At 68.3% G+C, this 20,211-nt stretch carries 19 protein-coding genes and 2 pseudogenes; 10 read left to right on the top strand and 11 right to left on the bottom strand.

Annotated features, from left to right (window positions below):
* Window positions 1–31: 31 nt before the first annotated feature.
* The 5 genes from AC07PF_RS28080 to AC07PF_RS28060 all read left to right on the top strand — a co-directional run bounded on the left by AC07PF_RS28080 (window position 32) and on the right by AC07PF_RS28060 (window position 3,506).
* The gene (locus AC07PF_RS28080; RefSeq protein WP_494614105.1) at window positions 32–955 is read left to right on the top strand and encodes a ProQ/FINO family protein; all 924 of its coding nucleotides are present in this window, start codon (window positions 32–34) and stop codon (window positions 953–955) included.
* Between the two features lie 211 nt (window positions 956–1,166).
* Window positions 1,167–1,631 carry a GyrI-like domain-containing protein gene (locus AC07PF_RS28075; protein WP_007850572.1) on the top strand — a complete coding sequence of 155 codons (465 nt, stop codon included), beginning with the start codon at window positions 1,167–1,169 and terminating at the stop codon, window positions 1,629–1,631.
* 20 nt (window positions 1,632–1,651) lie between these two features.
* Window positions 1,652–2,173 (top strand): MGMT family protein, encoded by a 522-nt coding sequence (locus AC07PF_RS28070; protein ID WP_494614082.1) that lies wholly within the window; start codon window positions 1,652–1,654, stop codon window positions 2,171–2,173.
* Between the two features lie 50 nt (window positions 2,174–2,223).
* Complete coding sequence (locus AC07PF_RS28065) at window positions 2,224–2,949, top strand: helix-turn-helix transcriptional regulator (RefSeq protein ID WP_494614081.1); 726 nt, start codon at window positions 2,224–2,226, stop codon at window positions 2,947–2,949.
* Window positions 2,946–3,506, top strand: coding sequence for a dihydrofolate reductase family protein (locus AC07PF_RS28060; RefSeq protein ID WP_494614080.1), 561 nt, complete (start codon window positions 2,946–2,948; stop codon window positions 3,504–3,506). Before AC07PF_RS28065 ends, AC07PF_RS28060 begins: the two co-directional genes overlap by 4 nt.
* Here AC07PF_RS28060 and AC07PF_RS28055 read toward each other — a convergent pair whose 3' ends face one another.
* On the bottom strand, window positions 3,507–4,439 hold the full coding sequence (locus AC07PF_RS28055) for a LytTR family DNA-binding domain-containing protein (protein WP_494614079.1): 933 nt from the start codon (window positions 4,437–4,439) through the stop codon (window positions 3,507–3,509). It abuts the gene before it with no gap.
* Between the two features lie 131 nt (window positions 4,440–4,570).
* On the opposite strand from AC07PF_RS28055, the gene AC07PF_RS28050 reads away from it, so the two are divergent.
* Window positions 4,571–5,785: an acyltransferase family protein gene (locus tag AC07PF_RS28050; RefSeq protein WP_494614078.1), complete on the top strand. Its 1,215-nt coding sequence runs from the start codon at window positions 4,571–4,573 to the stop codon at window positions 5,783–5,785.
* 35 nt (window positions 5,786–5,820) lie between these two features.
* On the top strand, window positions 5,821–6,309 hold the full coding sequence (locus AC07PF_RS28045; protein WP_494614077.1) for a GNAT family N-acetyltransferase: 489 nt from the start codon (window positions 5,821–5,823) through the stop codon (window positions 6,307–6,309).
* Window positions 6,310–6,318: 9 nt separating this feature from the next.
* Here the strand turns inward: AC07PF_RS28045 and AC07PF_RS28040 are convergent, their stop codons facing one another.
* Window positions 6,319–6,804, bottom strand: a complete 486-nt coding sequence (locus tag AC07PF_RS28040) for a glutathione peroxidase (protein WP_007850549.1) — start codon at window positions 6,802–6,804, stop codon at window positions 6,319–6,321.
* 295 nt (window positions 6,805–7,099) lie between these two features.
* Window positions 7,100–8,404 carry a lysophospholipid transporter LplT gene (gene lplT, locus AC07PF_RS28035; protein ID WP_007850546.1) on the bottom strand — a complete coding sequence of 435 codons (1,305 nt, stop codon included), beginning with the start codon at window positions 8,402–8,404 and terminating at the stop codon, window positions 7,100–7,102.
* A gap of 134 nt (window positions 8,405–8,538) precedes the next feature.
* Between lplT and alr the strand changes: the two genes are divergently transcribed.
* Both alr and AC07PF_RS28025 read left to right on the top strand, forming a co-directional pair.
* Window positions 8,539–9,645, top strand: coding sequence for an alanine racemase (alr, locus tag AC07PF_RS28030; RefSeq protein ID WP_494608957.1), 1,107 nt, complete (start codon window positions 8,539–8,541; stop codon window positions 9,643–9,645).
* Between the two features lie 123 nt (window positions 9,646–9,768).
* Entirely contained in the window at window positions 9,769–10,638 is an 870-nt protein-coding gene (locus tag AC07PF_RS28025) for a hypothetical protein (RefSeq protein WP_494614076.1), read from the top strand.
* 1,624 nt (window positions 10,639–12,262) lie between these two features.
* Here AC07PF_RS28025 and AC07PF_RS28020 read toward each other — a convergent pair.
* The 8 genes and pseudogenes from AC07PF_RS28020 to AC07PF_RS27985 form a co-directional block, all read right to left on the bottom strand.
* Window positions 12,263–14,659 (bottom strand): annotated as a pseudogene (locus tag AC07PF_RS28020) (beta strand repeat-containing protein); the annotation flags it as partial.
* Window positions 14,660–15,168: 509 nt separating this feature from the next.
* The gene (locus AC07PF_RS28015; RefSeq protein WP_494608959.1) at window positions 15,169–15,684 is read right to left on the bottom strand and encodes a phage tail protein; all 516 of its coding nucleotides are present in this window, start codon (window positions 15,682–15,684) and stop codon (window positions 15,169–15,171) included.
* A 33-nt stretch (window positions 15,685–15,717) separates the two neighbouring features.
* Window positions 15,718–16,242 (bottom strand): phage tail protein, encoded by a 525-nt coding sequence (locus AC07PF_RS28010; protein ID WP_494608960.1) that lies wholly within the window; start codon window positions 16,240–16,242, stop codon window positions 15,718–15,720.
* 14 nt (window positions 16,243–16,256) lie between these two features.
* Entirely contained in the window at window positions 16,257–16,499 is a 243-nt protein-coding gene (locus AC07PF_RS28005; RefSeq protein WP_494609029.1) for a phage tail protein, read from the bottom strand.
* Between the two features lie 147 nt (window positions 16,500–16,646).
* A pseudogene (locus tag AC07PF_RS28000) lies at window positions 16,647–16,745 on the bottom strand (phage tail protein); the annotation flags it as partial.
* A 53-nt stretch (window positions 16,746–16,798) separates the two neighbouring features.
* Complete coding sequence (locus tag AC07PF_RS27995; protein WP_494614075.1) at window positions 16,799–18,085, bottom strand: ABC transporter substrate-binding protein; 1,287 nt, start codon at window positions 18,083–18,085, stop codon at window positions 16,799–16,801.
* 21 nt (window positions 18,086–18,106) lie between these two features.
* The gene (locus tag AC07PF_RS27990; protein WP_494614074.1) at window positions 18,107–18,628 is read right to left on the bottom strand and encodes a GNAT family N-acetyltransferase; all 522 of its coding nucleotides are present in this window, start codon (window positions 18,626–18,628) and stop codon (window positions 18,107–18,109) included.
* Window positions 18,629–18,863: 235 nt separating this feature from the next.
* A complete protein-coding gene (locus AC07PF_RS27985; RefSeq protein WP_494614073.1) occupies window positions 18,864–19,325 on the bottom strand; it encodes a MarR family winged helix-turn-helix transcriptional regulator in 462 nt (153 codons plus the stop codon).
* A gap of 75 nt (window positions 19,326–19,400) precedes the next feature.
* On the opposite strand from AC07PF_RS27985, the gene AC07PF_RS27980 reads away from it, so the two are divergent.
* Window positions 19,401–20,207: a siderophore-interacting protein gene (locus AC07PF_RS27980; protein ID WP_494614072.1), complete on the top strand. Its 807-nt coding sequence runs from the start codon at window positions 19,401–19,403 to the stop codon at window positions 20,205–20,207.
* Window positions 20,208–20,211 lie beyond the last annotated feature (4 nt).

The following is a 20,211-nucleotide window of genomic DNA, read 5'->3' as shown; positions in this document are numbered from 1 at the left end:
TTTCTTGCCCCCTTCCCTTTTCCGCTACGCCATGACCGACAACGTGCCAGAACAAGAACAGAAGATCGCCGCGCCCGCCGCCGCTGCCCCCACGGCAGACCAGGCCGCATCGGCCGCGCCCGCCGTGGCCGATGCCGGGGAGGGCGCCACCACTGCGCCTGCCGACAAGGCCCGACGCAACCGTGGCGGCCGGGGTGGTCGCAGCAGCAACAACAACGGCAATGGCCAGCGCGGCGCACGCCAGCGTGCCCCGGAGGCGGCTGCCCAGGCCGCAGAAGGCGCACCGGCAGGGCCGTCGGGCCAGCGCACGCCGCCGCGCACCCACCCGGTGCTGGAGCAGCTGGCCGGCCTGTACCCGCAGCTCTTTGGCGCGGTGTTTCGCCCGCTCAAGCGCGGCATCTTCCAGGACCTGCAAGCGGCCCACCCCGCGCTGTTCGAGCGCGAAGCGCTCAAGGTGGCACTGGGCATCCACACCCGTTCCACCCGCTACCTGCAGAGCGTGGCCGCAGGCGACAAGCGCCATGACCTGGCGGGCCAGCCGGTGGAGGCCATGGCCCCGGAGCACGTGCACCACGCGCTGCTGGAGGTCTACCGCCGCCGAAAGAACAACAAGGCCCGCGCCACCGAAGACCTGTTGCCCAAGCTGCGCAACCGCATGGTCCAGGCCTTCGAAGCCTCGGGCCTGACGCGCGAGGCCTATACCGAGCTGGTGTCCGGCCGCGACGACGAGGCCAATGCCCTGCTCGAAGAGGCCTTTGCCGAGTGGTCGGCACGCAATGCCCGCGACGAAGCCCTGCTGCGCGCCTTCGAGGCCAGCGGCCAGACCCTGGAAGCCTTTGCCGACATGTACGGCATGGCGGCCCGGGCCGTGGGCCAGACGCTGGAGCGCGCCCGCCGCTACCGCGCCGTGGTGGTCGCCGCAGCGGGTGCTGCCCCCGCCCCCGCGGCCGATTGAGCCGGGGCGCCGCGAAGGCGCCTGCGGCTTCCCTGGGGGCTGCTGCTGACACTGCAGTGGCAGCAGCCATTGCAGTGCCTCGAACGGCACTCTTTCCTCTCCCACTTGGTTGCAATTTGTCCCCGGTGGCGCCATCCTGCTGACACCAGGTTGTCAGCAGCAGGCCGGCACCATCGGGGCTCACTACAACCAATGAGAGAGAGAAATCCGCATGCCACCCGTTTCTGAAAAGATTCGTGCCTTCCGCGTTGCCGGCATTGCCGTGCGCACCCGCAACAGCGACGAGATGAACCCCGAGACCTCCCGCATCGGAGGCCTGTGGGACCGCTTCTTCAGCGAGAGCTGGGAGCACAAGCTGCCGCGCCCCGGGGCGGACGGCCGCATCTTCGGCGTCTACAGCGCCTACGAATCCAACGAGCATGGCGCCTTCGACGTCACGGCGGGCGTGGATGCCCCCGAGGGCGCGGACATCGCGGGCGGGGCCACGACGGTGGAGATCGAGGCGGGCGACTACCTGGTGTTCCACGGCCAGGGCACCATGCCGCAGATGGTGATCGATGCCTGGGGCGAGGTCTGGCGCTACTTCGGCGAGAACCCGCAGATCCGGCGCCGCTTCACCACCGACTTCGAGGCCTACGCCGGCCCCGACCGCGTGGCCATCCACATCGGCGTCTAGGCCGCTGCACCGCTGCTGCCATGGCCACCACCTCCTGGCGCGAGAAGCTTGCCGGCTATCGGCACCTGCCGCAGGTCAAGCCCATCCCCGAGCCCCTGCGCGCACGCCTGGGCGAGGGGCGCATGCTGGTGCCTTCGCCGCTCGACGTGGATGCCGCCATGCGCCGTGTTCCCGCAGGGCGCTGGACCACGGTGCGGGCCCTGGCGGCGGACATGGCCCAGGCACAGGGCGCCGACGTGGGCTGCGTGGTCACCACCGGCATCTTCGCCACGCTGGTGGCGCGCGCTGCCGACGAGGCCGAGCAACTGGCAGAGGCCCAGGGCGCTGGCGCCGAGCAGCCGGACGGCACGCCGTATTGGCGCACGCTCAAGGCCGACGGCAGCCTGAACCCCAAGTACCCGGGCGGCGTGGAGCGCCAGATGCAGCGGCTCGAGGCCGAAGGCCATGTGATCGAGCAGCAGGGCCGCTTGCTGCGCGTGCAGGACCCGGCGGTCCCAGCCCCCGTCCCGCGCCCACGCCGCCGTGGCGCGTCTGCAGGCTAAGGGCCTGTCCGTCTTCATTCCTTTTGCGTCTTTTATTCCGGACCTTTTTCATGCGCCGTGCCGACCGCCTGTTCCAGATCGTCCAGCTCATCCGCGGTCGGCGCCTGTCCACTGCGGCCTTTCTGGCCGAGCGGCTGGAGGTGTCGCAGCGCACCATCTACCGCGACGTGGCCGACCTGCAGCACCAGGGCGTGCCCATCCAGGGCGAGGCGGGCGTGGGTTACCGCCTGGGGGCGGGTTTCGACCTGCCGCCGCTGATGTTCAGCCAGGGCGAGGCGAACGCCCTGGTGGCCGCCGCGCGGCTGGCCCAGGCCTGGCTCGATGCCGGGCTGGCGCGCGAGGTGGAGGGGGCTTTGGGCAAGATCCTCTCGGTGCTGCCACCCGAGGCGCGGGTGGCCGCGGAGTCGCAGGCGCTCTATGCGCCTTCGGTGGGCCTAGGGCCGCGGGCCCAGGCCACCCTGCAGACGCTGCGCGAGGCGGTGCACAGCTGCCATGTGGTGCAGATCGACTATGCCGACGTGCAGGGGCGACCCAGCGTGCGCCGCCTGCGGCCCCTGGGCTGCTTCTACTGGGGCAAGGTCTGGACGCTGTCGGCCTGGTGCGAATTGCGCGAAGACTTCCGGGGTTTCCGCATCGACCGCATTGCCGAGCTCACCGTGCTGCCCGAGCGCTTCCGCCAGGAGCCTGGCAAGACCCTGGCCGACATGCTGCGCCAGGTGGAGGCGGAGATGGCCTCCCGCCCCCCTTCCTTGAACGATGAGGCACCCTGCGCATGACCGAAGTCAGCTACTACGTGGCCGCAACGCTGGACGGCTTCATTGCCGGTCCGGGCGGCGAGCTCGACTGGCTGCATCCCTTCGAACAGGCTGGCACCGACTACGGCCTGGCGGAGTTCATGGCCGGGGTGGATGGCCTCGCCATGGGGCGCAGCACCTATGCCGTGGCCCGCTCTTTCGGCGACTGGCCCTATGGCGATCGGCCGGCCTGGGTGCTCAGCCACCAGCAAGCGCCTTCGGAGGGGACGCTGCCGCCCAGCGCGCGCTGGGGTGCTGCGCAGCCGCAGCAGCTGGTGGCGCAGTGGGCGGAACAAGGATTGCAGCAGGTCTGGCTGGTGGGCGGCGGCCAACTGGCGGGGCAGTTCCTGCGTGCAGGGTTGGTGGACCACCTGATGCTGGCCACCATTCCCGTGACGCTGGGGGCGGGCCTGCCGCTGTGGGGTGCGCCGCAGGCGATGGCGCAACAGCATTGGGCGCTGCGGGCGCACCAGGCCTATCCGAACGGCGTTCTGACCCAGCACTTCAAACGGGTGCGCAGCGCTGCTGCGTCCGGCTGATCAGCCTGCTGCGCCTGGCTTGGCCAGCGCACTGCGGTAGCGCCGGCTGCACGGCACGGTGCTGCCATCTTTCATGCGCAGGCGGGCGTCGCCGCTGTCCAGTGGCTCGATCTCGGCCACTGCGTCCAGGTTGACGGCATAGCTGCGGTGCACGCGCACGAAGCGCGCCGGGTCCAGTTGCGTGAGGAAGTCCGCCAGGGTGGAACGCACCAGGTAGTCGTGCCCGTTGACGTGCAGGCCTACATAGTTGGCCTCGGCCTGCAGCCAGGCGATGTCGCTGGCGGCGATCAGGAATTCGCGGCGCAGCTTGCGCACCAGGAAGCGTTCCGGGCGTGAGGTCGGCAGGGGCGGTGGCGGTTCGTGCGCCGCCGGTCCGGTGGCGCACGGCGGCCCCACCGGGGTGGCAGGGGATTCTTCGGGCCGGTCCAGCACCCGCGCCTCGCCCTGCAGCCGCAGCAGCAGAAAGCGGTAGCCCACCAGGCTGCCGACGATAAGCGCATAGGTGCGCACGTCCTTGAGGTACTCGTAGCCCCACTGTGCCCACCACGGGCCACTCAGCCGGTATTCTGCGCCCATGCTGGCATAGGCCAGGTGCCGCAGGGCCATCATTCCGGCCAGGTGGATGCTGCAGTAGGCCACGCTGCCCACCAGGTGCCAGGGCAGGTGGCGGCGCAGCGTGTCCCAGTGCAGTGGAAAGCGCCGCTCGAAGGCCACGATGGCGGGGATCAGCAGCCCCACCACCAGCACGCTCGACAGCTCCCACAGCGCTGGCTCCCAGGCGGCAACCGGCCGCCCGGCCGAACGCAGGTCGATCAGCGTCACCACGCTGTTGAACGCCGCCTGCACCAGCAGCAGGACCGTCCAGAACGCCACCTCGGCGCTGCGGCGCAGGGGGCGGTAGCGTTCGGGCCAGGGCAGGGTGGGCGGGGACATGGCGCAAGTGTAGGCAGGACGCGCAAAGCCGGTGCCCGGGCCCATCCCTGCCGGCCACCGCTCGTCCCAAAAGGGGTGGTTCCGGTCCCGCGGCGGCGCACCGTGGCCCCGAGGCGGCCGAGCATGGGCCCATGACTGCTCCATCCCACCCCACCTCCCGGCGCCACGACATCGATGCCCTGCGCGCCCTGGCCTTTGCCCTGGTCATCGTCTACCACGTTGCCATGTACTACGTGGCCGACTGGCACTGGCACCTCAAGAGCCCGCACGCGGCCGAATGGCTGCAGGCGCCCATGCGGGCGCTGAACCTGTGGCGCATGGACCTGGTGTTCCTGGTCTCGGGCCTGGCGTTCGGCCTGGTGCGCCGAGGCCAGACCGTTGCCGGGATCGTCCGGGTGCGCAGCTGGCGCCTGCTGCTGCCGCTGGCGTTCGGCATGGCCGTGGTGGTTCCCTACCAGCCCTATGCACAGGGCGTGGCCAACGGGCTCATCGCCCCGGGCTTCGGTGCCTTCCTGCTGCGCTACTACGGCGGCAGCACCTGGCCGGCCGGGGCTTTCGATGGCTGGGAGGCCGGGGTCACCTGGAACCACCTGTGGTACCTGGCCTACCTGTGGGCGTACACCCTGGTGCTGGCCCTGTTGCTGCCCTGGCTGGAGTCGGCTGCGGGCCAGCGGTTGCGCCGGGCCTTCACGGGCCTGCGGGGCTCGGCGCTGTGGGCCGTGCCCGTGCTGCCGCTGGCGTTGTACTCGGTGCTGCTGTGGCGGCATTTCCCGCCCACGCACGACCTCATCCACGATGCCTGGCTGCATGCTGTGTACTTCACGCTGTTCCTGTACGGCTACTGGATCGGGCTCGATGCCGGCCTGTGGGCCGAGCTGGTGCGCCTGCGCTGGCGCACCCTGGCCGGGGCGCTGCTTGTGCTGGTGCTGTTCACCGCGCTGCGCGGCGTGGCCGTGCAGCAGGGCGGCTGGCTGGCGCGCACCGCCGTGCGCGTGCTGGCCGACCTGTACCTGTGGAGCATGCTGCTGGCCATCCTGGGCTGGGCCAACCAGCGGCTCAACCGGCCCTGGCCCTGGCTGCGCTGGGCCCAGGAGGCGATCTACCCCTGGTATGTTCTGCACCAGACCGCGATCATCGTGATGGTGGTGGCCCTGGCGCGGTGGCAGCTCGGCCCGGTGCTGGAGCCGCTGGTCCTGCTGGCCGGCACGGCGCTGGCGTGCTGGGCCGTCACCGCCGTGGTGCAGCGTGTGGGATGGTTGCGGCCACTGTTCGGGCTGCCGAAGAAAGGGGCGGGTGCCCGCACGCCGGCGGAGGGGCCCTCCCAGGGGTTGCCGCAGATGCCGTGAGGCGATGGATGCAGGGATGGCGCGATACTGGTGGCATGGATTCCCCCATCCCACCCGATCTTGCCGCGCTGTCACGGGTGCGCCCTGCCACCGCGGCGGACGCCCCGGCGCTGGCCGCCCTGTGGCGGCGGGCCTGGGCTTCGGCCAATCCGTCCGTGGCCGGGGTCGCGCCCCTGGCGCATTGGCTCACGCGGGTGCAGGCCGAGTTCGGTCCGCCGTGCCTCACGCTGGTGGGGGAGCAGGGCGGAACCACCGTGGCCTTCCTGGTGCTGGAGATGCAGGCGTCGCACCTGCACCAGCTGTTCGTCGACCCCGGCGTGCAAGGGGGTGGCATCGGCGCTGCCCTGGTGGCCCGGGTGTGTACGCTCTGCCCGCAGGGCTGGTCGCTGCATGTGGCCAGCAGCAACCTGCGGGCGCGCCGCTTCTACACGCGCTGCGGCTTGCAGGAGCACGGGCACGACCGCCACCCGACCACGGGCCGTGAACGCGTGCTCTGCCGCTGGCAGCCCAGGGCTGAACCTTAGAACCTGTTGTCAGGCCAGCGCCGCCTCGATGTCGCCCGCCAGCTTCTTGGGCGCGTCCTGCGGGGCATAGCGGCGGATGACCTTGCCATCCTTGCCCACCAGGAACTTGGTGAAATTCCACTTGATGGCCTTGCTGCCCAGAAGGCCCGGGGCCTCTGCACTGAGCCATTTGTACAGGGGCGATGCATTGGCCCCGTTGACGTCGATCTTGGCCATCATCGGAAAGCTCACGCCGTAGTTGAGCTGGCAGAAGCTGGCGATCTCGTCGTTGCTGCCCGGGTCCTGGCTGCCGAACTGGTTGCAGGGAAAGCCCAGCACCACCAGCCCCTTGTCGCCATACGCCTTGTGCAGCTCTTCGAGCCCGCCGAACTGCGGCGTGAACCCGCAGGCACTGGCCGTGTTGACGATGAGCATCACCTTGCCCTGGTACTGCGCGAGCGGCACGCTCTGGCCATTCATCTGCTGGGCTTCGAAATCGTAGATGCTGTCGGGCATGCAGGGCTCCTTGGTGACTTAAGAAGTCCATGGTAGCCGCTGCGCGGCTTGTTCGCCTGTCTGCATCGCTCTCACGCGGCATCACTGAGGGCGCAATCTATGCAGATGCGCAGCCCAAGCCAGTACCACCGTGCAAGGGCCGCCCCGCCGCACGGGTGGCGTCCCCTCCCGCGCAGCGATACGGGAGAGGGGGCTGAGTGCCGCGGCTCCAAGCCTGCCTGCGCAGGCTTGGACGGTAGCGAAGAGCGGCCGCCTCTGGCGGACGCACCGTGGCGCGCAGCGCCTCAGGGGGAGCCTAGTGGTGCGCGTCCTGGCGGGCGATGTGCAGCAGGTGCTCGACCTCTTCGCGGTGGTTCACGCAGTTGCGCTGGTGCCAGCGGCGGATGATCCACATGATGCCCGCGACCACCAGGCCGAAGATGGTGATCGCGCCGAACACCGACAGGCCGAACTTGAGCGACAGGCTGTAGAAGGCGCCCAGCGCCAGGATGCAGGCCTGCTCGTTGAAGTTCTGCACGGCGATGGAGCGGCCGGCGCCCATCAGGTTGTGGCCGCGGTGCTGCAGCAGCGCATTCATGGGCACGACCAGGTAGCCGCCCAGGCCGCCCAGCAGGATCAGGAAGGGAATGGCCAGCCAGATGTTCTTGATGAAGACCATCAGTATCAGCAACAGGCCCATGGCGATGCCCAGCGGGATGACGCGGGTGGCCATATCGAGCCGCATGCGCATGGAGGCCACCACGGCGCCCACGGCCGTGCCGATGGCGACCACGCCCGTGAGGGCCGAGGCCTGCGTGGTGTTGTAGCCCAGTGCCACACCGGCCCAGGCCAGCACGATGAACTTGAGGTTGCCGCCCGCGCCCCAGAACAGGGTGGTGGTGGCCAGCGAGATCTGGCCCAGCTTGTCGCGCCACAGGCGGTTGTTGCAGGCCCAGAAGTCGGGCAGCAGTGCCATGGTGTTGGCCAGGATGCTGCGCGAAGGGTCGGCGCGCATGGGGCGCATTTCGACGCCGGTGTGCGGGATGCGGGTGTTGAACCAGGCCGCCAGCGCATAGATCAGGATCAGCCCGGCGATGGCCGATTCGGCGGGCGTGTCCACGCCCGTGTCGATCATCGGGATGTCGATGTTGAGCATCATGCCCGAGAGGTTCTGCCCCACGAGCTGGCCGCCCAGCAGCACCCCGAGGATGATCGAGGCGATGGTGAGCCCCTCGATCCAGCCGTTGGCCTTGACCAGCTGGGAGGCGGGCAGCAGTTCGGTCAGGATGCCGTACTTGGCCGGGGAGTAGGCTGCAGCGCCGAGCCCGACCACCGCGTAGGCGATCAGCGGGTGCGAGCCGAACAGCATCATCAGGCAGCCCACGACCTTGATGGCATTGCTCACGAACATCACCTTGCCCTTGGGCAGGGCGTCGGCAAAAGCGCCCACGAAGGGCGCCAGTACCACGTAGAACAGTGCGAACATGGGCACCAATGCGGCGCGCTGCCACTCGGGAGCACCTTCCGAACGGAGGAGTTCGACAGCGGCCACGAACAGCGCATTGTCGGCCAGCGAGCTGAAAAACTGCGCCGACATGATGGTGTAGAAACCGCGCTTCATCGAATGGCTGGTGCTGCATCAGTTGGACTGATGCCCTGTTAAATATGGGGAGCCTGTTGGCCGACAGATGGTTATATCACGTGGGTAAACGGCCCCGGTGCCAGAATCCAGGACATCCCACCCGGTCAAACCCCATGCCCCGCCCGATACAAGCCACCATCCACACAGCCGCCCTGCACCACAACCTGGAGCGCGTGCGCAAGAGCGTGCCCGACGCCAAGGTCTGGGCCGTGGTCAAGTCCAATGCCTATGGCCATGGCATCGAGCGGGCGTACGAGGGCTTGCGCGGGGCCGATGGCTTTGCCCTGCTGGACCTGGCCGAGGCCGAGCGCGTGCGCCAGCTGGGCTGGCGGGGGCCCATCCTGCTGCTTGAAGGCGTGTTCGAGCTGCGCGACCTGGAGCTGTGCTCGCGCCTGGGGCTCTGGCATGCCGTGCATTGCGACGAGCAGATCGACATGCTCGCCACCCACAAGACCCAGGTACCGCACCGCGTGTTCCTGAAGATGAACTCGGGCATGAACCGCCTGGGCTTCACGCCACAGCGCTACCGCGCTGCCTGGGCACGGCTCAACGCGCTGCCCCAGGTGGACGAGATCTCGTTCATGACCCACTTCAGCGACGCAGACGGCCCGCGCGGCATCGCCCACCAGATGGCCGCGTTCAATACGGCCACCGCAGACCTGCCGGGTGAGCGCACACTCTCCAACAGCGCCGCCACGCTGCGCCACAGCAGCGACGCGGGGGTGCGCGCCGACTGGGTGCGCGCGGGCATCGTGCTGTACGGCAATGCGCCCGATCACCCGGAAAATACGGCCGGGCACTGGGGGCTGGCGCCCACCATGACCTTGTCCACGAAACTGCTGGCCGTGCAGCAGCTGCAGGCGGGCGACACCGTGGGCTACGGCTCCAGTTTCACCGCCGAGGGGCCGCTGACCATCGGCGTGGCCGCCTGCGGCTATGGCGATGGCTACCCACGCCACTGCCCCACTGGCACGCCGGTGCTGGTCAATGGCGTGCGCACGCGCATTGTGGGCCGGGTGAGCATGGACATGGTCACCGTGGACCTGACGCCGTTGCTGCAGTCGGGCATGGAGGCGGGTTTTGGCAGCGAGGTCACGCTCTGGGGCCGCGCCAGCAACGGCGCCGTGCTGACCATTGATGAAGTGGCCCAGCCGGCGGGGACCGTGTCCTGGGAGCTGATGTGCGCGCTGGCCCAGCGCGTACCGGTCAGTGTCGATTAGGGCTGTTCACACCAATTGAGCATCTGTTCACGGTCGGGCCTGCGGACCGGGGGATGAACCGGTGCAGATAGGGTACGCTGCGCGGCGGATTCCCCTCTCCATCCAGCCGACAGGAGCCACGCCATGGCCGACAAGCGCAGCAGCAGTAGTAGCAGCAGCAGCAACCCGTCCCGCAAGAAGAAGGCGTCGAACTGGCGCTCCGTGCGCATGCAGCCCCGGCACCACCTGGCGGACAGCCTGCAACAGCGCTACAGCCTGCGCCTGCATGGTTTCCTGATCGGCGGCTTCACGCTGCTCATCATGTGGTGCACCTCGCATGTGCAGATGCTGCTGGGCATGGAGACCCTGGCGCTGCGCTACTTCATCACCCTGTCGGTGGGCTACATCGGCTACCTGCTGGTGCTGCGCATGTGGGCGGCGCGCCTGGTGCAGCGGGAGGACGACGGTTCCGACGGCGGTGCCGGGGACGCGGTCGAGGCCGCCGGGGATGTGGCGGACATCGCGCTCGATGCCGTCTCCTGGCGTGGCGGCAGTGGGCAAGGCATGCCCATGCCGCGTTCGGGCGGCTCCGGCGACTTCGGCACCGGCCTGTCGGACGCCGGCTCCGGCCTGGGCGACCTGGCCAGCGGCGCGGCCGACGCGGTGTCGGGCGCCGACGAGGGTGCGGTGGTGGTCATTCCCATCGTGGCCATCTTCCTCATCGGCTCGGCCATCGTCTTCGGCGCGGGTGCGCTGGCCATGCTGTTCTTCGGTTGGGATGTGCTGCTCACCGTGGCGGTGGAGCTGGCCTTCTCGGTGGTGACGGCGCGCGCCGCCATGGGCGTGGAGCGCGAGGGCTGGCTCAGCGCTGCGGTGCGCCTGACCTGGAAGCCCATGCTCGGTGCCGTGGTGTGTGCTGTGGCCCTGGGGTTCGCCATCGACCACTTCCTGCCGCATGTGAATTCGCTGCCTGAAGCGGTGCGCGCCATGCAGTCCAGCATGAAGGCGCGCTGAGCGCCGCGCCTGTCGGGCGCATGTTCATTCACCACACCCGTATCGGCTCGGGCGGCCCACCTGCCGGTGTTTCGTCCATCCCAAAAAAAAGCGGGAGGCGCCTTGGGCGCCCCCCGCTTTGCGCGGCTGGACCGGGTTCTTGCCGGCGTGCTCAGCGCGCCGTCACGGCAAATCCCTGCACCAGCCCGCCGGGGTAGCGCACGAAGAGCTTGGCGCCCTCGAACCACCAGTTGCTGTTGGCGGGGCCGGTGCCCGCAGGCAGCAGCGCCAGATCGGGAACCAGCAGGAAGCGCTGGCTGCCAAGCGCCAGCTCGGTCTGCAGGTCCAGGCCGGTGCGCAGGACGGTGCCGGCACCCAGGAGCGACTGCAGCAGGCTGGTCAGGCCTTCGTAGTCGGCCACGTCGCCCTGCAGCGCCTGGCTCACGCCATTCGCATCCGTGAAGACCAGGCCGGTCGTGCTGTGGAAGACGAAGCCCGGGGCATTGCCCGTGCGGCCCATCGGCAGCCATTGCGCGCGCAGGTGGAAGACGGTGCTGCCCAGAGAGACGCGCAGGGCTCCATTGGGCTGCATCACCGTCGTCGCGCCCAGGGCCGTGAGGGCCTGGCCCATGGCGGGCAGGGACTGCAGTGCCGGGCCGAAGCGGGTCACCAGGCCTGCCGTGGCCACCTCGATGCTGCCATCGTCCGCCACGGTCACGCCATCGGCGCGGGTGGGCACCACGCGCACTTCCAGCGCCACCACGGGGAAGCTTGTGCCGCCCAGGGTCCAGGTGACGCTGCCGTCCGCAGCCTGTGCGCCGCTGGTGATGCCGACGGTGCGCAGGCCCGCGTTGACCAGGGTTTCCAGCGGCGTGCTGCCGCCAGTGCGCGTCGGCACGCCTGCCAGTCGCACGAAGCCCACGCTGGTGTTGATGCCGGCCGGCAGGTCCGCACGCTGCACCGGGTCGCCCAGGCCGTTGCCGGCCACGGTGCCCAGGCGCACGCTCTGCACCTTGCCAGTGCCGTCGAGGCGCGCCACTTCACCGCTGTACACCGTCACGGCGGCGGCCCCATTGGCGGCTGGTGGCAGTGCCACCCGGCCCGTGCGCACGAACACGCTCCACGATTGCGGCGTGCCTGCGGCAGCGCGCGGGGTGGTGATGAGCGTGACCGACACCACGCCATCGCCCTGCGCCGTCAGCGGCAGGTTGCCCGTGCTGGTGGACAGCAGGGCCACCACCGTGCCCTGGCTCACCGTGCCGCTGAGCGTCACCTGCGAGTCGCCCGAGGTCGATGGGTTGAGCACCAGGGCCACTTGCGGCTGCCCGTTGGCCCCCGTCAAGGTGACCACGCTGAGTACCGTGGAGGTGTTGGGCTGCGGCTGGATGCTGAAGGTCTGGCCGCCGATCACCAGGGTCACGGGCGTTGGGGTACCGCCGCTGCCTGTTGGGGGCAGGGTGATGGTGGAGCCGCCCGATTGCGGGTTGAGCGTGATCGTGCTGCCCGGGGATGCCGTGACCTGCACGCTGCCGCCGATGGTGACGGGCGCGCCCGGCGCTACGGTTGCCGTGCCCTGGGTGATCACCGCGGGCGGGGGCGATCCGCCACCGCTGCTGGGCACCTGGGCCGTATAGGCCAGTGCCGTGGTGCCGCTCTCGTTGCCCGCGGCATCGATCGCCTTGAGCGTGAAGTTGTGCACTGTGAAGCTCAGGCCCGCCATGGTGACCGAGAAGTTGCCCCCCGTGGCCGTGGCGCTGCCCAGCAGGGTGGCGCCTTCGTACACCTCCACCCGGCTACCGGTTTCTGCCGTGCCGGTGATGACCACCGAGTTGCCTTCGGCCGATGCGTTGTTGGCAGGGCTGGTCACCACCGGGGCCGATGGAGCGCTGGTGTCGTAGGTCACGCCGGTGATGGAAGCCGTCACGGCGGCGTTGGTCGCCGCATCGGTGGCGTCGAACGCGAAGGTGTAGATCGCACCATCGACCAAGCCCAGCGGGGTTGTGCAGCCATTGGCATCGGCGGCCAGGGCCACCACATGGGCGCCAGCGCTGAGGGCCGTACCCTGCAGCGTGCAAGTGTGGAGCGCGCCATCGACGGTGCCGCCGGTACGGGTTGCCGTGATGCTGGCGCTGGCCACGGCTTTGCTGAGCGTGAAGCCCAGCGTGGCATTGGCCTTGATGGCAGTATTGTTGGCCGGGGTCGTTGCGCTGAATACCGGCGCGGTGGTGTCGCGCGTCAGCGGCAGAACCAGCTCGGCGCTCACATTGCCCGCCGCATCGCGCAAGGTGATCCGGAAGGTGGTCTGCTGGCCGTTGGTGATGCCGCTGGTGTCGATAGTGATGGTGGCCGTGCCGTTCGCGATGACCTGGTTCGTGTTGGTGTTGCCAACCCAGACCTGGAGACCATTCTCGACGCTCTGAACGGTCAGCGCGGTGGAATTGCCGATGGCATAGGTGGGCGTCGTGTTCAGGGTCGGGGCCGCTGGCACACCAGAGTCCACCAGCATGTTGGCGGAGGCGGCTGCAGAGACGTTGCCCGCATTGTCCTTGACAAAGCCGTACAGGGTCTTGCTGCCATCCGAGGCGAACGGGTAGCTCGTCGGCACCGCACCCCAGACGCAGTTGGTCGACACGTTGGTCTCCTGCAGGCAGTAGCCTGCTGCGGCGATGCCCGATCCGGCATCACTGCCGGTGAAGGCGCCGGCTGCCACGGTGATCGTGCGGCTGGTGGAGGTGGGGGCCAGGGTCAAGGTGGCCGTGGGGGCCGTCGTGTCATAGGTGACGCTAGTGACCTGGGTGGCGACCGATGCGTTGCCCGCCTTGTCCGTGCCGCTGAAAGCGATGGTGTAGATGGCGTCGCTGACCAGGGTCAGTGTCGTGGTGCAGCCATTGGCGTTGGCGGCATAGGCGATCTGGTGGGCGCCCAAATTCAGGGCCGTGCCCTGCAACGTGCAGGTGCGCGGTGTCGGGTCTGCAGCGCCGCCGGTGCGTGTGAACACGATGGTGGCGCCGGCCACCACCTCTTCGCTCAGCACGTAGTCGATGGTGCTGGTGCTGCCCAGGAAGCCATTGTCGGCTGGCACGATGCTGGAGAAAGCCGGTGGCGTGCTATCACGCGTGATCGTGAGCGTGCCGCTGACCAGCGTGCTGCCCCCGCCTGCGATCTTGGTCTCGACCAGGAAAGGCTTGGCGCCATCCGGCGCTGGCGTGTCCAGCACAACGGTCAGCTTGCCGGTGGCCGTGATGGTGCCCTTGTTGGCGCTGTCCACCCAGACCTCGGCATTCTGCGGGCCGCTCACCGTGACCTGCTTGGTGTCGGCATTCGTGGAGCCGTTGATCACCTGGGCCACGCCCGCAGAGGTGCCTGCCTGGTAGGTGCTGTCGCCGGGGTACTGGGCCGTGATGGTGTGCACACCCACGACCAGATTGGTCGGGCTGCAACTGGCCGTGCCATTGTTCAGGGCCAGGTTGGCGCAAGCGGCAATGGCATCCACGCCGGACAGCAGGTTCACCGTGCCCGTGGGCGTGCCACTGCTGCCAGTCAATGCGACGGTCAGTGTGGCAGCACTGCCCACGGTGACAGGGGTAGTGGGCTGGACCGTGATGGTTGGAGGACCCTCTGGATAAGCTTGTCCTTGCGACACGCTGCCCGTGGTGGTCAAGCTGGCACTGCTGCCCGTGGCATTCATCACGGCCGTGCCCAGAACCACCGTGCCGCCGATGCTGCCACCGGTGTTGGCACCGAACTTGGAATTGAGCAGGTCGATATTGGTCACCGCCGTGCGGTTGACCCAGACCGCGCCGCCGCGGTCGGCCGTGTTGCTGTTGAAGATGGACCCGTCCACCGTCATCGTGCCGATGTTGCGGATGGCGCCGCCTTCACCGGCAGCGGTGTTGCCGGTGAAGGTGCAGGAATTGATGGTCAGCGCGCCGCGGTTTTCGATGGCGCCGCCGCTGGACTGGGCGTCGTTGTTGCGGAAGGCACAATTGCTCAGGTTGGCGGTGGAACCCACGGGGATGAACAGCCCGCCCGCATTGCTCATGGTGCTGCTGGCCAGTGCCTTGCCGTTTTGCACGGTGAGCCCGCTCAGGGCCAGGGTCACGCTGTTGCCCACGGGGATGTCCAGCACGCGGACCAGGCCGCCTCCCGAGATGCTCGTGGCGGCCGCACCGTTGCCTGTGATGGTGAGCGTGCGCGTGATGGTCAAGGGACCATTGCCCGCGGTCAGCACGATCGCCTGGGCCGAAGGATCGAAACGGATTTCGTTGCCGGCAGCGTCTCCTCGGGTGCATTCTGCTGCCCCCTGGTTGGCGGCGTTGGCATTGGAAAGGGCCCTGCGCAGGGTGCATCCCGTGTTGCCATCCCCCAGCGTATTGACCGTGATGGTGGCCGCCATGGCATGGCCGCTGGCCCCCAGGGCCAGAACCAGCATGCCCAGGCCGGACCACCAGGTCGGCTTGAGGGTTTGGATCCATCGTTGCATGAAATCAGCTCCTTGGTCGGCCAAATGGGCCTTGCAGCGCCTGCGCGCCTTGTTGGTTCTTGTGCAGCTCAGTTGCGCGATGGAAAGATGCCGGTCAGCGCGATGGCAAAATTCATAGCCAAATACGGTGGACGGTTTTCGTGGGGCTGTGCGCTCCCGGCGATGGCGACCGGCGTGCTCTGCGTACCGTTGGCGGTGGTGGCATAGGGTTCATCCACGGCAGAGGCGGCCAGGGTGCCCCCCGAGGGCGATGCCTGGTTGCCGACGCTGGTGGATGCAGCAAAACCGTGGCTGTGCATCGGCAGTTGCTGCAGGGTCAACGTGGTGAACTCTTCTCCGCCCGCTTGACCTAGGGTATAGGTAGGGCCACCACCGCTTTGTGGCCCAGTGCCGATGGGTCTTCTGCCTTGCAGATTGGGCAAGCCAAATGTCGTGACTCCATCGCCCCCGAACGATGTACCCAGCAGGGCAAACAGTGCCTGGTTCTGTGCAATCGAGAGCAACTGGCCATTGCACAGCGCCCAGCCGCGCGGGGGGAAGTTGTAGCCGACCAAGCGGATTTCGCCGATATAGGGTTCAGACATGGGATTTTCCGGTGAGATGGCTGAGCGATAGGGTCAGTTGCGGGAGGGATAGATGCCCTCGGTCGCGATACAGAATGCCAGTGCGAAGTACGGCGGCATGTTGTTGTGGGCCTGGGAGCCGCCAGCAGCGCTCACGGTGGTAGGTGACATCGTGGTCATGTTGCTGGGGATGTCGGCATACAGATCGCTGCGGATGCTGGACTGCGCCAGCGTCCTCGAATTGGGGACTTCGCTGGTGCCTACACTGGCCACGGCTGAGACCGCGTGGGTATGCGATGGCATCTCGGTCGCGGCGAGGCTGACTGTGGTTTCCCCAGCTACCTCGCCCAGAACATAGGTCTGAAAGCCTGGCCGCTGACCCCAATGGACAGGGCTGCGTCCTCGGAGGTCGGGCAGCCCGAATGTGGTTTGACCGTTGCCACCGTAGGTGGTGCCGAGTATCGAAAACAGGGCGGTGTTCTGCGAAATGGCCAGGAGTTGGCCTTCGCAACGCAGCCAGCCTCGGGGGGCAAAACTATAAGGAAGGATCCGGATTTCGCCGAGAAGGGGTTCAGACATGGAGGCCTCGAAGATCAATTGCGCGACGGGAAGACACCTTCCAGCGCGATGATGAAACTAATGCCCAGATAGGGCGAGAGGTTGTTGTGGGGCTGCGAGCCTCCGGCAGCTTGCAGGGTGGCCGGGTGCAGCGTGGCGTCGGCGCTCGCGCTGGAATAGCGAAAATCACGCGCTGGCGTGGTGCCAGGCAGGCCGCCGGCTGGCGAAGCCTGGGTACCCACCGCGCCTGCCGCCAGGCTGTGGGTGTGGGGTGGCATGTGGGCAGAGAGCAAAGTCACGGATTCCGCACCTCCGGCCTGCCCCCAGGCATACGTGTCTCCCCCCGGGAGCGTGCCCACATGCACTGGCGCACGCCCGCGCAGGTCGGGCAACGCGAAGGTGGTCTGTCCATTGCCGCCGTAGGTCGTGCCCAGCAGAGAGAACAAAGCCGTGTTTTGGGCGATGGAAATCAATTGGCCATTGCAGAACGCCCAGCCCCGCGGGGCAAAGTTGCCTGCAAACATGGAAATATCGCCAATGAATGGTTCTGACATTGTTGGTCGCTTTCTTGAACTTTTCAGGCCGCCAGGTAGGTGCCCGTGACGCGGCTGGACAGGACTGTGCACAGCCCTTTGCAGGATGCCGCGGATACCGGAGGCAGCGTCGCCACGGAAAGGGCTGGTGGCAGGTGCAGGCCCTGCAAATAGACTGGGGCCACGGTCTCTCCGGAGTCTGCATTGAGGCGCACTTCGCCGCGCGGCGTCTGCAGCACGGCTGTCGCCATGGCTTGGGCCAGGGGCAGGCCGCGAGCGGTCGACAGCGTGGCCGCTGCGGACATGCGCTGGGCCATTTCGTAGCCCAGCAGGTGGAACGGCGTGGGCAGGTGCGTGCCCTGCATGGCCGCCACGCTGCTGGCGTCCCCGGCCTGTGGTTGCCAGGCGCGTGTGGTCCAGATCAGCTGACCCGAGGCGGGCTGGTGGGCGGCCGCCATGGTTTCCGCGAGCATGCCACCTGTCACCAGGGCCACCTGGCTGGCAATACCCGACAGGGCCCAGAACTGCCCAAAGGCTGCGGCCCGGTGCCCCGAGTCCAGCGCAAAGACGAAGTCGGGCCTTGTCTGGCGCACCAGCAGCGCCAGCTCATCCAATTGGCTGGTCCCATCGGCTGCGCGCGTGAACACCGTGTTCTGCACCCGGCCGCCGGCCGATGCAAAGCCGCGCTCGAAGGCGGGCAGGTGGTCAAACCCGCTGTCTGCTGGGCCCACGGCCACGATGGCGCGCGGGCCGAGCGCCTTGGCTGCCCAGCGGCCGGCGGCCCAGGCGGCCTGCCAGTAGCCCAGGTTGTTGTGCACCACCCAGGGCGAACGCGCCTGGGGATCGAGCGCATTGGCGCCGGTGTCACCCACCAGCAGAGGCACCTGGTAGCGTTCCAGCAGGGGCTCCCACGGGGCGCCCTGCGTGCCGGTGTCGACGAAACCGGCCAGCACGTCCACCTGCCCATTCGCCAGCAACTCCTTTGCGGCATGTTGCGCCTGGCTTGCGCGGTTTCCATAGGTGACGGGACTGAAGCGCAGTTGCGGGCCAGCGGTCTGCTGCTGCGCAAAGGCCTGGGCCCCGGCCATCAACTGTGCTCCGAGCAGGGGGTAGGCGCGCCCTTCGGGCAGCAGCATGCCGACCCGCAGCGTGCCGCGGCCCGTACCCGTGGCGGTAATCGTGGCCAGGGGTGAGGAGGGGGACGCACCGACAAGGCCTGGAGCGCCCAGGGCGGCGGCAACCGCCATCGCCCCGGCGCCAGCCACAAACCGGCGGCGGCTTTCGGATTCCGGGGCCTGTGGGGCCAAAGGCGCGGTGTCTTCGAATTCCATGGGTCGTTGTTCCTGGTTCAATCAGTCCACTGTCTGTCGTTCATTCGTGCCACGGTTGCCAGGCTTCCTCGGGGAAGCCCGCCGTGGCTTGCCATGCGGCCATTCCATCTGCCGCACCATGCCGTCATCGGTCACGCTCTCAAAACCGCAGCGCTCATATAGGCGCACCACGGGGCTGGTGCTGGCGGCCTGCAGCCGCAGACCCACGCCAGCGTCCTTGGCATCCTGCTGGAGCCGTGCAATCAGTTCGGATCCAATGCCCTTGCCGCGAGCAACGGGAAGCAGCTCGATGTTCACCAGCACCCAGCGCTCCGCGCTGCGGCACACCGCAAGCATTCCCGCAGGGTTGCCTTCCCACAGCACCAGGGTCGTTTCCACGGGAGGCAGGTACTGTCCATACCCCGCCGTGCGAAAGCGGTGCTGCATTTCGCAGAAGGCCTGGATCTGCGCGTCCGGCCAGCCGATGGTGAGCAACTCCGGCTCGCGCACCGAGCGGTACACGGCGCACAGGAACGCGGCGTCCTGCTCCGTTGCAGGACGCAACGCGAGGGCCTGCTGCTGCTTCGCCGTTGACGCTCCCACTTGCCACACCTTTCTTGCCGCCGCCCACCCGGGCAAGCGCTACCTGGCGGCGCGGGGCCGCAAAAACTCGAAGTTACACGCAAATTTTAACGATTGCACGTAAAGTTTTACCGGCTGGTGCGATTGTGGCCCCGAAGCCGCAGCGTCACCAGGCAAATCGTCTGCGCCAACAAAGATCGCTGGCGCGGGGCCGGCGTCAGCCCCGCTGGCCGCACGCCGGCAAGGCGTCCAGCTCGCCGCGCAGCCTCTCCAGCAGCGATAGCAGTTGGGCTTGGGTGTCGGCGTCGCATCCGGCGAGTAGCCGCGCCGACAGCGTCTGGCGCAGACCGCGCACCGTCTCCTGCAGGGCCTGGCCCTCCGGGCTCAGCGCCAGGATGCGGCTGCGGCCATCCTCGGGGTTGGGGTGGCTGGTGATCCAGCCGCGTTCGGCCAGCTGCGCCACCATGCGGGCCACCTGGGCCTTGTCGGCACCGCTGTGGCGCACCAAATCCTTTTGTGTCGCGCCCGGGTGGCGGCCGATAAAGCCCAGTGCACGCACCTCGTTCATCGTCAGGTCCGGGTGGATGGCCACCATGGCCCGCACCATGTGCGCGCGGTACACGTGCATCAGGTCGTGCATCGCTTCAAAGACATCGGCGGGGGGGCGGTTGCGGTGCATGGCAAAACCAACCGGTTGACAAAGTCAACTTGTTGGCGGATGATTTGGTTGATTGAATCAACAACATTGTAATTAATGAGCACCGAACACCAATCCCCTGCCGCGCCGGCCGATGCCCTGGCCATCACCCGAGTCCGCCACACCCTGAAGGCACGCCATGCGCAGGTGCTGCGCCGTACCGAGGTCAGCCCCGGCTTCGTGCGCCTGACCCTCGGCGGGCCGGACATGGCCGACTTCGTGAGTGCGGGCTTCGACGACCACTTCAAGCTCATCCTGCCGCACCCTGGCCAGGAGCGCGCGAGCCTTCCCTCCATGCAGGATGGCCGCCCGGTGATGCCCGAGCCGCGGCCCGTGCTGCGCGACTACACGCCGGCGCATTACGACGCGGCCAAGGGCGAGCTGGACGTCGAGGTGGCGCTGCACGATGCAGGCCCCGCCTCCGACTGGGCGGCGGCCGCCCAGCCGGGCCACTGGGTGGGCGTGGCCGGCCCGCGCGGCAGCATGGTGGTGCCCACCGCCTTTGCTTGGCACTGGCTGCTGGGCGACGAGACGGCGGTGCCCGCCATCGTGCGGCGCCTGGCCGAGCTGCCGGCCGAAGCAAGTGCCACCGTGCGGATCCAGGTGCGCAACCCGGCCGACCAGCGTGCCCTGGCCACGGCGGCCCGGCTGGATCTGCAATGGGTGGCTTCGCTGCCTGATGCCGCCGAGGCGCTGGCGATTCCCGAGGGCGATGGCTATATCTGGGCGGCTGGCGAGCACGCCGACATGGCGGCCCTGCGCAAGGTGGTGCTGGCCAAGCCGGGTGTGAACCCCAAGCGCATGCGCATCGCCGCGTACTGGAAGAAGGGCGTGGCCGACCACCATGAGGATCTGCCGGCCTGATCCT

The sequence above is a fragment of the Acidovorax sp. GW821-FHT10A04 genome (genome assembly GCF_059415825.1).
The sequence above is the reverse complement of the archived record's forward strand: the minus strand, read 5'-3'. Positions and strand labels throughout refer to the sequence as shown.

Bases quoted from the DNA above. Each gene is read 5' to 3' on its own strand.
- AC07PF_RS28010 (WP_494608960.1), bottom strand. From the start codon at position 16,242: ATGTCTGAACCCCTTCTCGGCGAAATCCGGATCCTTCCTTATAGTTTT.
- AC07PF_RS28005 (WP_494609029.1), bottom strand. From the start codon at position 16,499: ATGCCACCCCACACCCACAGCCTGGCGGCAGGCGCGGTGGGTACCCAG.
- AC07PF_RS28060 (WP_494614080.1), top strand. From the start codon at position 2,946: ATGACCGAAGTCAGCTACTACGTGGCCGCAACGCTGGACGGCTTCATT.
- AC07PF_RS27980 (WP_494614072.1), top strand. From the start codon at position 19,401: ATGAGCACCGAACACCAATCCCCTGCCGCGCCGGCCGATGCCCTGGCC.
- alr (WP_494608957.1), top strand. From the start codon at position 8,539: ATGCCCCGCCCGATACAAGCCACCATCCACACAGCCGCCCTGCACCAC.
- AC07PF_RS28080 (WP_494614105.1), top strand. From the start codon at position 32: ATGACCGACAACGTGCCAGAACAAGAACAGAAGATCGCCGCGCCCGCC.
- AC07PF_RS28040 (WP_007850549.1), bottom strand. From the start codon at position 6,804: ATGCCCGACAGCATCTACGATTTCGAAGCCCAGCAGATGAATGGCCAG.
- AC07PF_RS27985 (WP_494614073.1), bottom strand. From the start codon at position 19,325: ATGCACCGCAACCGCCCCCCCGCCGATGTCTTTGAAGCGATGCACGAC.
- AC07PF_RS28065 (WP_494614081.1), top strand. From the start codon at position 2,224: ATGCGCCGTGCCGACCGCCTGTTCCAGATCGTCCAGCTCATCCGCGGT.
- AC07PF_RS28045 (WP_494614077.1), top strand. From the start codon at position 5,821: ATGGATTCCCCCATCCCACCCGATCTTGCCGCGCTGTCACGGGTGCGC.
- AC07PF_RS28055 (WP_494614079.1), bottom strand. From the start codon at position 4,439: ATGTCCCCGCCCACCCTGCCCTGGCCCGAACGCTACCGCCCCCTGCGC.
- AC07PF_RS28070 (WP_494614082.1), top strand. From the start codon at position 1,652: ATGGCCACCACCTCCTGGCGCGAGAAGCTTGCCGGCTATCGGCACCTG.
- AC07PF_RS27995 (WP_494614075.1), bottom strand. From the start codon at position 18,085: ATGGAATTCGAAGACACCGCGCCTTTGGCCCCACAGGCCCCGGAATCC.
- lplT (WP_007850546.1), bottom strand. From the start codon at position 8,404: ATGAAGCGCGGTTTCTACACCATCATGTCGGCGCAGTTTTTCAGCTCG.
- AC07PF_RS28025 (WP_494614076.1), top strand. From the start codon at position 9,769: ATGGCCGACAAGCGCAGCAGCAGTAGTAGCAGCAGCAGCAACCCGTCC.
- AC07PF_RS28050 (WP_494614078.1), top strand. From the start codon at position 4,571: ATGACTGCTCCATCCCACCCCACCTCCCGGCGCCACGACATCGATGCC.
- AC07PF_RS28075 (WP_007850572.1), top strand. From the start codon at position 1,167: ATGCCACCCGTTTCTGAAAAGATTCGTGCCTTCCGCGTTGCCGGCATT.
- AC07PF_RS28015 (WP_494608959.1), bottom strand. From the start codon at position 15,684: ATGTCTGAACCCTATATCGGCGAAATCCGCTTGGTCGGCTACAACTTC.